Below are 11,108 nucleotides of genomic sequence, written 5' to 3'. Positions count from 1 at the left end.
GCAGCCCTCAGCGGGAGCGCTCAAAATCCCAGGCCGACCTCACAGGGGAACAGGACAGAAACGCCCAGGGGCTCCTCCGTAAAGATGACCCTCTTGGAAATCGCGGACATGAAGCCGAGCTCGAAGATAGTGCCCTTTCCGACGAGGCCACCGGGGTTGCATACGACAACAGCGTCGGCTTGCCTGAACGTGTCCATATGCAGGTACTTGTGCCGCCACGTGTCGCGTTCGTTCTTCAGGAGATCCTGGTAGTCGAAGAGGATGAAGTCGGTGCCCGCGGTCTCCGGCTTGATTTTTGTGGACCGAGGGCTCAGCACTACGGTGCCGCTCTCGCGTAGGCGGGCGATAGCGTCCTCGATGTACCCCAGAGATTGCTGGAAGCTGCCGCAGACAACGGCGTTCCGGAACTCGCGCCGGATCAGGCCTTCCAGCATGTCGTCCGATCCGCACGCGGACATGCCTGTTTTCAGGTAGAACTGCTCCAGCTCAGGTCTGACTATGTTGAGATAGAGGCCGGTGTCGACATAGACGCCGTTGACCAGTGCGGCCGCTTCCGGCTGTGGGAGCTGCTGAAAGACCCCGGTGGCGTGCAGGCGCGTTGTCTTGTTGTCGACGACCTTGTTGAACTCCGTGAGTCCGGCGCAAAACGCGCCGACTCTGTCTGCCAGCACCTCGTGGTTGCGGCTGTCGTCGAACGTGAGCCACTCCCTTTTGAGTAGTTTCAACTCGCAGCCCTGGGAGTGGTAAACGGTCACGCGTTCCGAGTTGAAGTGGACCAGGACTCTGCCTTCTGTCGCCAATGTACTGTTCTCCTTCATCTCGTTCCGGCGCGTTGGGGACCTGCGGCCTTCGTCTAATCAGCTGAGAGGTTGGGAAGCGTTCTGGAGGACGCAACGACTAATCGTCTTGTCCGCGGAAGGCTCTGAGGTACTTGTCGGCGAATTCTTCCTCTCTATCCGGACTGTATTGGGTGATGAAGCGCGGGTGCGCCAAAGGTACGATTTTTCGGAAGAATCGCTGGCCTTCGTTCAATTGCGAGAGGAACGCGAAGTTTTCGCCCTTGCCGATGCAATAGCACACCGAAGTGTCAATTCCGAATGCCAGTTGGCGTTCCAAGGTGCCCACGAGGAAAGGGTGTAGGAGCTCCAGCAGCTGCTTGTTGTCGTAGTAGTTGCAGTTGACCTCCTTCCCCCGGGGTTTCGTTCTCACCAGGCCAAGGGGGCAGACAAAACTCATGACGAAGTCGGCATAGAACTTGTCGCGGCCCCCGTAGCGGCTGATGACGTCGTACAGAAATCTGGCGGCAGGCTGGCTCACCGCATAGCCGTCGACATCGACTCCCGTGTCGCTTTCGAGGAGCTCGGCGTCTTCGAACGGGACCCCGGTTACGGCCGTGCCGCGTCGGGCGGGCGAGCTCCCCAGTACCAGCCGGCGCGGTTCATCATCGTCGTAGTACTTGTTGTAGAACGCCGTCGTGACCTCCCGGACGCGCTCCCTCTGGGGGCCGCTGAACGGGTTGATGACCTTGAAACCGGGAGGCAGTTCAAGCGTCGTTCCCGCAAGCTCCTCGTTGAACTGCAGGATCCGATGGGCAACAGTCGTTCGCCCGTTCATTGCAGAAGTCCTTCTTTCACGCTGGTCACTCCGAACAGTCCGGTCGCGCCCGGCCGTCTGCGATTCAGCCGTCCCGAAGAACTGATGGGACGTCGCGAACATAATCGGCTGGAGGGGCGATGGAAACATTAGGCGGTGACAGCCGATAGATAGATCTCGGTACTTGTTGGGAACATTCGGATGTCTCTGAAACCGGTACGATCGAGCTCCGCGCTAATCAGGTTGGCCGTGTCCATCCCGCGATAGATGTCGACGAAGTCCGTGCCGGGGATGATCAGTCCCGGAACAACGCAGCCCCGCTGAGTATATAGAAATCCGTTGGCTACGGAGACGATAATCACCGCGCCGGGCTTCAGTACTCTATGCGCCTCTGAGGCTGCTGCGGACGTATCGAAGAACGACGAGTTGTACGTCCTCAAGGAGACATACAGATCGTAATTGTCATCCGGTAGGGCAGAGAGGTCTTCGGCGCTGGAGACGACGGTTTTCGACGAGGGAATGCGTCGGCTTACATTGGCGAGGCCACGTTCCGCGATGTCAACGAAGGTGATCTGCGAGCAGTCTGAGAACAAGGTTGCTGCTTCGTAGCCGGATCCGACGCCGACGTTGAGGATGTTGACGGTAGGCAGAGGGCTTGTGGACGACCTGCCGTAAACCGACATGAAGTCTTCGGTCCACCTTAAGTTGGCGGCCCGAGCGTCGTACGCGTAGTCATAGGTGCCGTACTTCGCGTCAAATGCTTCGGACAGTGCTTCGTTTACGGCGCGATCAGCCTCTCTGTACTCGATCCCAAACCTCTGGCAGATCAGAGAAGCGAGCGCGATCCTCCCCCTGTTCGCATTGACATCACTCCTGGAAAGCGCGAAACCCTTCGACTTCAGCCTGGAGGAGACGGCTTCACTGATGCGATGTGTCGAGTAGTGAGGATTGCACTCGATACTTTGCGCACTCGCTGCGTATAAGGCTTGGTTCTGGTCGAGAATCTCGCGCTGCAGAGCATCCGTGAAGCGTTGTACATGACCCCGTGCAGTGACGGGATCGCCATCGAGGTAACGCGTCAGCGCGGGGTCTGGCAGACCGATGCAAACCCTGTCGATACGCACTTCTTTCAAGAGTTCGCCGAGCTCAAACGACTGCTTCGCCGACAGTGTGTTGATCGTCAGATATGCGCTGTGCGCGCTCGATTTTCCGAGTCGCTGCATCCTGCTCCGAAGAGTGCGATACCAGGATTCGCCGCGGACTTCTCCCTCGAAGGCGGAACAAATTAACTCTTCGTCTCTAGAAACGAGCGCAACGCCGACCTGCCGACCTGATTGCGACGCCCTTTGTGCAACCCGAATGGCGTAGTTCATCCAGTAAGTACTGTTCGGACTCATGTGGGCCTCTGCCCCCCGGCCGCGCTATGCCTCCCGTTGGTGTGCAGAACCAAGCGCGTGATCACCATCACGGGGCATTCTTCGCGGTGACACGGAACGTGAACTTCGGATGAGGTCGCCGTGGCAACGGCTGGATGGCGACGAGCACGCCGACCTGCCGTGCGGCGTTTCCGTGTCAGGTGCTGCACGTTCATCGGCCCCTTCTCCAGACCGCCGGCAAGGCCGTCTCCGGCCATGGCCTGAGTTCGTCTGCGTGATGTCGTCGATTCACCAGCTCTGGCGAGACGCTGAGGGAATATCTTCTTCACGAGACAACCGCGTCTGCGCGGCGCTGGGAATCCCGGCGAGGTCGCGGAACCAATGAACGTCATGAAAGATCGTTTCGGGGACGAGGACGCACCATGGGGCGTACGCGCAACGTCAAACTGGCCGCCGTGATTGCCCAGGCGGGTCTGTCTCAGAGCCGCCTGGCTACGCGCGTCAGGTCGGTCGCCGCGGAACACGGCGCCTCCGAGCTAGCCGGCGTCGGCCAGTCCCATATCGCCAAGTGGGTGAGCGGCGTCGTCCCCGAGCCCCCGGCTGCCCGTATCTTGGCCGAGACGCTCTCCCGAAGCCTCGGTCGCCGAGTGACGCTCGCCGACATCGGACTGACGGCGGACACCGACGAGCTCGAACCGCCGGCATGGAGCGACGATCCACTAACGACACTGGTGACGCTCGGGAGCAAAGACATGGTGGGCATCGACCGCCGACACCTGCTGGCCACCTCGGCTTACTCGGTGGCCGCCCTGGCCCTCCCCGACGACCAGTGGTTCGAGCGGGCCACGGACCGGGCGCGCGCACGCAAACCCCTGTCGAGCTACGTGGTCACGGCCCAGGACGTCGACGACGTCCGGGAGATGACAGCGATCTTCTCCCGCCGCGACCAGAAGCGCGGCGGCCGCGCCGGCCGCGCCGCCCTTGTTGCATACCTCCGCACAGATGTTGCCGAGCTTCTGAGCGGCCGGTTACTGTCCGAAGACGTCAGGCGTTCGATGACCTCGGCAGCAGCCGAACTCGCCTACCTTGCGGGATGGACGGCCTTCGACGGGCGTGAACACCCCCTCGCACAGCGCTGGCTGACGATCGCCACGGGCCTGGCCGAAGAGGCCGGAGACGCTCCGCTGGCCGGGCACATCCTGCGGGCGATGGCCCACCAGGCCGTCGACCTTGGCCAACCGCAGGAGGCCGTGCGACTGGCCGAAGCCTCCTTGTCCAACCGCCGCTACGCACACGCCTGCTGGCGCGAGCGCTCGCTGCTTGGCGTCGTGCACGCTCGCGGTCTGGCTGCGGCCGGTGAGAAGAAGGCCGCCGTCGCCGCACTCCTGCGCGCGGAACAAGACCTCGGACGGGCCAGCGACGGAGATGACGAGCCGAACCGGGTGTTCTTCTACACCGAGGCCAGTCTCGCCCACGAGACTGCCGCCGCTCTGCGGGACCTGGGCGACCTCAAGGGCGCCGAGACGCAGTTCCACCGCAGCGTCCGGACACGGCGAGCGCAGTTCGTGAGGACGCACTCGGTCACCCTGGGCTACCTCGGCGCCGTGCAGGCCCAGCAAGGACACCTCGATAGCGCCTGCGAGACCTGGAGCCAGGCCCTCGACGCCATGACCGGCGTCCAGTCGGGCCGGGCGAAGGAGACTGTTATCCAGATGCGCCGAGCATTGACGCCCTTCCGGAACCGGGCCGGAAGCCAAGCTGCGGAACTGGACGCGCGCGCCCGCACCATGCTGAGCCAGGCGTAATCTGCGGGGACCCCGACCTGGAGCCGCGCGCCCCCGCCCAATCCGAGTCGGCGGTCGTCGGCGGTCTGCTCCCGACCGGCCGGCGGAGGTACGTGCCTCGCCCCATAGGCTGGCTGAGTTGAAGTGCCAATGAACCTCTGCCGAGGCCGGGACAGCCCTACGCGCAGGTGATGAAGGGGACTCTGATGACCAGCCCAACGCGGATCGAGATCACGGCAGTCGCGCAGGTCGTCGCGGGTCATACGAACCCAGTCGACGACTTCCAAGGCGGGGTGGAGTCGATCATCCGCATGAACGAGGACTTTCCCCTGGAGACCCTTCAGGGGCTCCAGGAGTTCTCGCACCTTCAGGTCCTGTGGCACTTCCACCGGGCCAGCCCCACGGACGTGGCGCTGCACGCGCGTAGCCCGCGCAACAACCCGGCGTGGCCGGCCACGGGCACCTTCGTCCACCGAAACCATCGACGGCCGAACCAGCTTGCCATCAGCCATCCGAGACTGGTGAGGATCAAGGAGCGAGACCTTCACGTCACGGACTTCGATGCGGTCATCGGAACCCCCGTCTTCGACGTGATGCCGTACTTCCCGGTCATGGGGCCCCATGGAAAGATCCAAGTCCCGAAGTGGGTCGACGAGATGCTCGGGAGCTACTGGGATGCCCCGCCCGTGAAGCGGTAGCCCATGTCGGGAGCATGCCATCCGCAGACGCGTGCTCTCCCGGACCTTGCAGGACGCTGCGCGCGCGATCACGGATGCACCACCCCAGCGGTCAGCACGGCCCGGACGGTCCTGCTCTGCATCTCGGGGCGGCGAACCAGGTCAGGTTCGTGATCGCCCGCCTCCTGACGAGCTCGAGTCTCTCCCGGCTCGACCTTGCCTCCGGGCGGCACCCATTCACGCACGCGGTGCCTGACCTGACCAGCAACACAGCCCAAGGCCCGGATCAACAACCCACACCTCGGCGGCCAGCGGCGGCAACGGCATCCGCCGAGCAGGGCGGTCCAACCACGCCCGAGCTCCGTTGAACTCCAATTCGGCAAGGCGAGCATCGACGGTCGCCGCTTCGAACGTCACCTGATCGATCACTCAGTTCACCCTTTGCCGACGCCCGACCTCGCCGATGACGACGCCGGGATCGACCGGGCCGCTAGTCGGGTGGGCGCCCGAGGGGTCCAACGCCAGCCCAGCGGCAGCCGGGCTGATACGTCAGTCCGGATCCGTGGTCTGGGGCGGGTGGATCCGGCGATGAAGCCCGGTCGGGTAGATGTTGAGGTCCAAGGCCTGCTCAAGACGGGCCAACGTCGCCAGGTCGGGGTACACAGCACCCCGCAGAACGCGGCCGACCGTGTTGTGATGCACGCCGGAAAGTTCGGCCAGCGCGCGCTGGGTGAGTCCGCGTTCGTCCATCACCCGTGCGAGGGCCATGGCGACCTGCCGACCGTAGTGCGCTCCGATGGGTGCGTCAGCCGCGAGTTCTCCGTCAGGCCAGGCGCCTGAGGCCAGGAAGGTGTTGGGGATCGCGTCGTTCCTCAAGTCCTCCCCGTCCCATCGCTGCTCGTGCATAGCTGGCCTCCCATCTTCTCGGCTGGCGGGGGGAACCGGTACACCCCACGCGATGGACCATATATGGTCCATACGTTGGCGGTCCGACCGCCGACGGGGCCGGGCATGCCTTTTGCGAACCCGGGCAGGCAGCCCTCCTGCGAGAACGGCGGCCCGGCCCATCCGATCCCCCCTCGAACAGACGGAGGTTCCCGGTGCCCAAACCGCGCTGGTGGGCGGGCGTGGACTGGAGCGAGCGCCACGGCCACGAGGTGGCCGTGGTGGACGCCGCCGGCGCGCTGGTCGCCCGCGCCCGGATCGACGACACACCGGATGGAGCTCGGGAGCTGCTACGGCTGCTGGCTGGACTGAGCACCAGCCACCGGCACTCCCGCAAGCAGGTACCGGTCGCGATCGAGACCAGCCGCGGGCTGCTGGTGACCGCGCTACGCAAAGCCGGACAGCCGATGATCCCGCTCAACACCGCAATGGTCGCCCGCTACCGCGGACGGATGACCCCGACCCAGCGCCGAGAAAGCGACGCCGGAGACGCGCTCCTGCTGGCCAACATCCTGCGGACCGACGGAGAACTGCACCGGTCGATGGCCCAGCCCTCCCCGGCAGCCGAAGCACTGAAGGTCCTGGTGCTGGCCCACTGGCACGCGCGCCGCGACCAGCGGCTGTACGACAACCGTCTCCGAAGCGCGCTGCGCGAGTACTACCCGGCAGCGATCCACGCGTGGACCACGCTGCCGAACCGGACCCTGCGGGCCGAGGCCCGCGCGCTGCTTCAGATGGCCCCGACCCCGCGCGCCGCCGCCCGGCTGCGCCGCCCGCAAATCTCCAAGACGCTGACCGCCGCGGGCCGCACCCGGCAGGTCGCCGAGCACACCGACCGGCTCCACGCGCTGTTCCGCGCGCCGGCACTGCGGCAGCCGCCCGAGGTCGAGGAGGCAATGGGAGAGCGAATGCTGGCCATCCTCGCCCAGCTCAACGAGATCTGCCGCGTAGAGAGCAACCTGACCTCCCGCCTGGAGGAGATGTTCGCCGCCCACCCACACGGCGAGATCTACGCCAGCATGCCCGGCGTCGGTCCGGTGATCGGCGCGCGGCTGCTCGCCGAAATCGGCGACGACCCCGACCGGTTCGCCACGGCGAAGGGCCTGCGCGCCTACGCCGGGGCCGCTCCGCTGACCTGGGCGAGCGGAGGATCATCCAGCGTCACCGAGCGAACCGCCTGCAACCGCCGCCTCAAGGTCACCGGCCACCACTGGGCGTTTGCGACCCTCACCCGGTCGCCAGGCGCCCGCGCCTACTACGACCGGCGCCGCGAAGCCGGAGACCGGCACTCCGCCGCACTCCGCAGGCTGTACGGGCGTCTGCTGACCTGCCTGCACCACTGCCTGGCCACCGGCCAGTTGTACAGCGAGCAGGCCGCGTTCAGCTCACGTGAGCTTGCAGACCCGACCGGCACCGAGCCTCCCGCAGCCGTGCCTCCTTAAAGGCCGGGCGGTCGGGACGTCCAGGACCACCCCGGGCCCTGAGCCCTGACGCGGGAACGACGCCCGGCCGCCCCTCAACCATCGATCGCACAGGGATGCACGACGAAGGCAGCGCCCTTGTGCGTGGCGCTCGCGCGCCAGTGACCTGTTCCTCAGCGAGGTGGGCGCGCTGGGGGTCCTGCTCGTAGCGCCCGCCCATGCCGACGTGCTCACCAGAAATGAGAGGAACCAGAAAATGATCACCTCCATCACCGACAGCGACGAGTTGGCCGCTGTGCTCAACGCCGACCCGCTCACACCCGAGGACGCTGCGGAGACCCCGCGCGACTGGCTCGCGGGCATCAAGATCGGGCTCGGCGGCCCTGTGTACCCGCTCGACCCCGACGCCACCACCGAGACCCTCGCCGTGCTGGCGAATGGCACCGCCGCCGTACGACTATCTCCTGGGGGAGAGCACTGCGGCCGCCAGCACGGCAAGACCGCGTTCAAGTCCACGGCATCGCACTGGTGCCCGGCCGACTGCGTCACCTGGACCGCTGGCAGCGGCGTGCGCGGCGTCTTCCGCGACTGGCGGTCAGTACGCGTATGGGACAACAGCTTCGACGAGACCACCGTGCACGACACCGTCGAGAAGGCCAAGGCGGCATTCGACGAGGAGATCGCCCAGATGGAGACCAACGAGGAGAGCGAACGGACATCGACCACGACGATGTGAATGTCGAACGGCGTCAGGCTATGGCGCAAAACCCGTCGGACTCCAACGGAGAGTTGGACTGAACCATCCCTGCTCCCGTACGCCTTCGCCGGTGCCAGCGGATTCGCCGCGGTCTCCGGGAGGCCACGGCGTAGGGTGATGCCTTTGTTCGTGCGAGGAGGAGCGGCTAATGCTGTCGATGCTTCCGGCGGATCCGGCGCAGCACCGGGACGGAGTGAGCGCGATGGTGACCGCGAGGGTCGCCTGGCTGCGCGGGCGTGGGCTGAGCGCACCGAATGGAATCGCGGAGACGCTGGCTGGTCAGGTGGGTGAGCCGGAGTGGCCGGTGTGGGTGCTGGAGGCCGATAGGACGGTGGTGGGATGCACCACCGTGCTGAGTGAATGTCCGGCTTGGGCGTTCACCCAGCACGAGCGGCAGCAGCCGTCGGTGTTCCTCGCGTCGACCTGGACCATTCCGTCAGCGAACCGGTTCGGGCATTCGATCGCACGGTGGGCGTTGGACCACGCGGCCCGGACGGGCCGGTTGCACGTGCGGCGCGGTGCGTTCCATCCCGCGCTGGCCGACTACTACTGCCGGGTGCAGGGGTGGACGTTGCTACGGGAGGTGGACCGGCGAGGCCGGACCGGCTTCATCATGTCCCGGCCCGCTGAGCGGCAGCCGGATCTACAGGTGCGGACCGCGACCGTGCCGACCGCGACCGGGGCGGGTGGCTGAGCGACCGCAGGCCCACCTCCAGGATCAGCGGCCGGTACACCTCGAATGTGCGCTGACCGGTGGCGGCGAAGCACATGCAGGCGCGGCGCAACTCGGCCTCGTCCAGGTACCCGTCGGCGACGAGCCGCGACCCGTCGTCGAGAAGGGATTCGAGTAGCGTCACGCCGTGGCGGCGCATCGCCAGGTCCAGGATGTGCTGGAAGTTCTCCGGCAGCGGCGGATGGACGACCTCCTGCTGAGCCACCTCGACCAGCGTCTCAACCTGACCACGGCGACCAACCAGCGCTCTCGCCCGCTGTTTCCCGGTCGGCGCGGTGGCCAACCCATGGCCACCGACACGATCGAGAAGCATCTCCGCGCACACCACATCCCGGTCCTCAACGGCCGAACTGCCGCGCTGCGACACCTGGTGCTGCAGGCACCAGCACCAGTCATCGCCCGGATGCTCGGCTACACCGACCAGCAGACCAGCCGCACCGCCGCCGCCGGAAGCCCCTGGAGCCGATACGCCCCAGACAACGACCACTCACCGTGACTACGGACCGGCACACCAACCGTGAATAGGCGTCACTGGATTACGCGAGGTCACCAATGTGGCACCCGTACATGGCCGGGCGCACGGCTGAGACCGCTGAGCTCGCGCCCACCCGGACGCTGCGCGGCGAGGCGGCCCAGCTCGCCCAACTGCTCGCCGCGTTCGAGGAGCGCACCAGCGCGTTGACCGCACTGCTGCATGGCGCGGTCGCCGACACGGCCGAGGACGCCGAGACCCGCGCCGACCTCGCCGAGGCCCGCGCCGACGAGGCCGATGCCACGGCGAGACCGCTGCGGAACGGCACCTGCGCGAAGTCGCCCAGCAGTCGGCCGGCGACGCGCGTACCGGACTACGGTTCGCCGCCAAGACCACCCAGAGCCGTGGACGAGATCGATCCCGCCGCCGGCCTCGGGTGGGGCGCCGCGGCGATCGTGCGGAATCAGACCGGCCGAGACCAGCACGAGCCGACCGCACGCGCTCAGCTCGCTGAGGAGCAGGCGCGGCACGCCGCCACCACCGGCCGCACCGACGCCGCCGAGGCGGCTCTCGCCGAGACCCGCGACCAGCTCGCCGACGCCCAGAGGCAAGCGCGGACCGCGCAGGAAAACGCCGTGCGCAACGAGCGAGCGGCCGAGGAAGCCACCGCGGCGGCCGGGGCCGCGCAGAAGGACGTCGCCCAGGCCCGTACCGACGTGCAGGCTGCCCGCGCAGCCGCCGAGGCGGCGATGATCGAGGTGCGGCGCCAACTGGAAGAAGCCCGCGCCGAGGCCCGCGCAACGCGAACGCGCCGCCGCCGAACATGCCGATCATTGTCGAGCCGCAGTGATCCACTGAAGCACCGGTCCGCCAGCCCGAAGACCAGGGTGCCAGAGGGAGCGGGCGGCTTGATCGCCTCGGTGTCCGGCTGGTGGTCGGGGTTGGTGTAGTCGCTCGGGTCGCTCATGCGTTTCCTCCCTTCCCGCTACTTTTCTGCTCGGTCATGGACGACGTTTGCGGTGACGTCCTGGACGCCTACGGCCGGCTCGTGCTGGTCTCGGCCGGTCTGATTCCGCACGATCGCCGCGGCGCCCCCTGGGCTGTCGCTGCACACAACCAGACGTCACCGCTCCAACGCAGTGAGGTAATCCACTCGAAAGTCGGCAGGCGGGAGCCTTCCGGGCGGTGCCCGGCGGGCGAGCCTGCCTCACCGGGGCGGTGTCCGCAACCCCTGCGTTCGCTGCGCTCGGCCGGGGTTGCGCTGGAACGCGCTGCTCACCTCGATCCTCGTGCTGCTGGCGTTCCCGGTCCTCGCCGCCGCGCTGCTGGCGCTGGAGGCCGACCGCAAGC

At 66.5% G+C, this 11,108-nt stretch carries 13 protein-coding genes; 7 read left to right on the top strand and 6 right to left on the bottom strand.

Annotated features, from left to right (window positions below; all coding sequences use genetic code 11):
- Positions 1-20: 20 nt before the first annotated feature.
- The 3 genes from AB0C84_RS35740 to AB0C84_RS35730 all read right to left on the bottom strand — a co-directional run bounded on the left by AB0C84_RS35740 (position 21) and on the right by AB0C84_RS35730 (position 2,966).
- Positions 21-755: a hypothetical protein gene (locus AB0C84_RS35740; protein WP_361074931.1), complete on the bottom strand. Its 735-nt coding sequence runs from the start codon at positions 753-755 to the stop codon at positions 21-23.
- Between the two features lie 142 nt (positions 756-897).
- The gene (locus AB0C84_RS35735) at positions 898-1,614 is read right to left on the bottom strand and encodes a uracil-DNA glycosylase family protein (protein WP_361074929.1); all 717 of its coding nucleotides are present in this window, start codon (positions 1,612-1,614) and stop codon (positions 898-900) included.
- Between the two features lie 128 nt (positions 1,615-1,742).
- On the bottom strand, positions 1,743-2,966 hold the full coding sequence (locus AB0C84_RS35730; RefSeq protein ID WP_361074927.1) for a methyltransferase domain-containing protein: 1,224 nt from the start codon (positions 2,964-2,966) through the stop codon (positions 1,743-1,745).
- Positions 2,967-3,391: 425 nt separating this feature from the next.
- Between AB0C84_RS35730 and AB0C84_RS35725 the strand changes: the two genes are divergently transcribed.
- Together AB0C84_RS35725 and AB0C84_RS35720 are read left to right on the top strand one after the other, a co-directional pair.
- Positions 3,392-4,774: a hypothetical protein gene (locus AB0C84_RS35725; RefSeq protein ID WP_361074925.1), complete on the top strand. Its 1,383-nt coding sequence runs from the start codon at positions 3,392-3,394 to the stop codon at positions 4,772-4,774.
- Between the two features lie 185 nt (positions 4,775-4,959).
- Positions 4,960-5,451, top strand: coding sequence for a TrmO family methyltransferase (locus AB0C84_RS35720; protein WP_361074923.1), 492 nt, complete (start codon positions 4,960-4,962; stop codon positions 5,449-5,451).
- A 216-nt stretch (positions 5,452-5,667) separates the two neighbouring features.
- Here the strand turns inward: AB0C84_RS35720 and AB0C84_RS35715 are convergent, their stop codons facing one another.
- Together AB0C84_RS35715 and AB0C84_RS35710 are read right to left on the bottom strand one after the other, a co-directional pair.
- Positions 5,668-5,859, bottom strand: a complete 192-nt coding sequence (locus tag AB0C84_RS35715) for a hypothetical protein (RefSeq protein WP_361074922.1) — start codon at positions 5,857-5,859, stop codon at positions 5,668-5,670.
- A 120-nt stretch (positions 5,860-5,979) separates the two neighbouring features.
- Positions 5,980-6,336, bottom strand: coding sequence for a helix-turn-helix transcriptional regulator (locus AB0C84_RS35710; RefSeq protein ID WP_361074919.1), 357 nt, complete (start codon positions 6,334-6,336; stop codon positions 5,980-5,982).
- A 194-nt stretch (positions 6,337-6,530) separates the two neighbouring features.
- On the opposite strand from AB0C84_RS35710, the gene AB0C84_RS35705 reads away from it, so the two are divergent.
- From AB0C84_RS35705 to AB0C84_RS35695, 3 genes are all read left to right on the top strand, one after another.
- Positions 6,531-7,817 (top strand): transposase, encoded by a 1,287-nt coding sequence (locus AB0C84_RS35705; RefSeq protein ID WP_361074917.1) that lies wholly within the window; start codon positions 6,531-6,533, stop codon positions 7,815-7,817.
- A gap of 235 nt (positions 7,818-8,052) precedes the next feature.
- The gene (locus AB0C84_RS35700; RefSeq protein ID WP_361074915.1) at positions 8,053-8,532 is read left to right on the top strand and encodes a hypothetical protein; all 480 of its coding nucleotides are present in this window, start codon (positions 8,053-8,055) and stop codon (positions 8,530-8,532) included.
- 169 nt (positions 8,533-8,701) lie between these two features.
- Positions 8,702-9,247 carry a hypothetical protein gene (locus tag AB0C84_RS35695; RefSeq protein ID WP_361074913.1) on the top strand — a complete coding sequence of 182 codons (546 nt, stop codon included), beginning with the start codon at positions 8,702-8,704 and terminating at the stop codon, positions 9,245-9,247.
- Here AB0C84_RS35695 and AB0C84_RS35690 read toward each other — a convergent pair.
- Entirely contained in the window at positions 9,165-9,491 is a 327-nt protein-coding gene (locus tag AB0C84_RS35690; RefSeq protein WP_361074911.1) for a hypothetical protein, read from the bottom strand. The two genes, AB0C84_RS35695 and AB0C84_RS35690, sit on opposite strands and share 83 nt — an antisense overlap.
- Before the next feature lie 81 nt (positions 9,492-9,572).
- Between AB0C84_RS35690 and AB0C84_RS35685 the strand changes: the two genes are divergently transcribed.
- Both AB0C84_RS35685 and AB0C84_RS35680 read left to right on the top strand, forming a co-directional pair.
- Entirely contained in the window at positions 9,573-9,782 is a 210-nt protein-coding gene (locus AB0C84_RS35685; protein WP_361074909.1) for a hypothetical protein, read from the top strand.
- 71 nt (positions 9,783-9,853) lie between these two features.
- Positions 9,854-10,708 carry a hypothetical protein gene (locus AB0C84_RS35680; RefSeq protein WP_361074907.1) on the top strand — a complete coding sequence of 285 codons (855 nt, stop codon included), beginning with the start codon at positions 9,854-9,856 and terminating at the stop codon, positions 10,706-10,708.
- Positions 10,709-11,108: the final 400 nt, after the last annotated feature.

It is taken from the genome of Actinomadura sp. NPDC048955, assembly GCF_040649435.1.
Lineage (GTDB): Bacteria > Actinomycetota > Actinomycetes > Streptosporangiales > Streptosporangiaceae > Spirillospora > Spirillospora luteofluorescens.
The sequence above is the reverse complement of the archived record's forward strand: the minus strand, read 5'-3'. Positions and strand labels throughout refer to the sequence as shown.

What these genes read in the sequence shown, in the direction of transcription:
- AB0C84_RS35735 (WP_361074929.1), bottom strand. Translation starts at nt 1,614, where the DNA reads ATGAACGGGCGAACGACTGTTGCCCATCGGATCCTGCAGTTCAACGAG.
- AB0C84_RS35730 (WP_361074927.1), bottom strand. Translation starts at nt 2,966, where the DNA reads ATGAACTACGCCATTCGGGTTGCACAAAGGGCGTCGCAATCAGGTCGG.
- AB0C84_RS35725 (WP_361074925.1), top strand. Translation starts at nt 3,392, where the DNA reads ATGGGGCGTACGCGCAACGTCAAACTGGCCGCCGTGATTGCCCAGGCG.
- AB0C84_RS35720 (WP_361074923.1), top strand. Translation starts at nt 4,960, where the DNA reads ATGACCAGCCCAACGCGGATCGAGATCACGGCAGTCGCGCAGGTCGTC.
- AB0C84_RS35710 (WP_361074919.1), bottom strand. Translation starts at nt 6,336, where the DNA reads ATGCACGAGCAGCGATGGGACGGGGAGGACTTGAGGAACGACGCGATC.
- AB0C84_RS35700 (WP_361074915.1), top strand. Translation starts at nt 8,053, where the DNA reads ATGATCACCTCCATCACCGACAGCGACGAGTTGGCCGCTGTGCTCAAC.
- AB0C84_RS35695 (WP_361074913.1), top strand. Translation starts at nt 8,702, where the DNA reads ATGCTGTCGATGCTTCCGGCGGATCCGGCGCAGCACCGGGACGGAGTG.
- AB0C84_RS35685 (WP_361074909.1), top strand. Translation starts at nt 9,573, where the DNA reads ATGGCCACCGACACGATCGAGAAGCATCTCCGCGCACACCACATCCCG.
- AB0C84_RS35680 (WP_361074907.1), top strand. Translation starts at nt 9,854, where the DNA reads ATGGCCGGGCGCACGGCTGAGACCGCTGAGCTCGCGCCCACCCGGACG.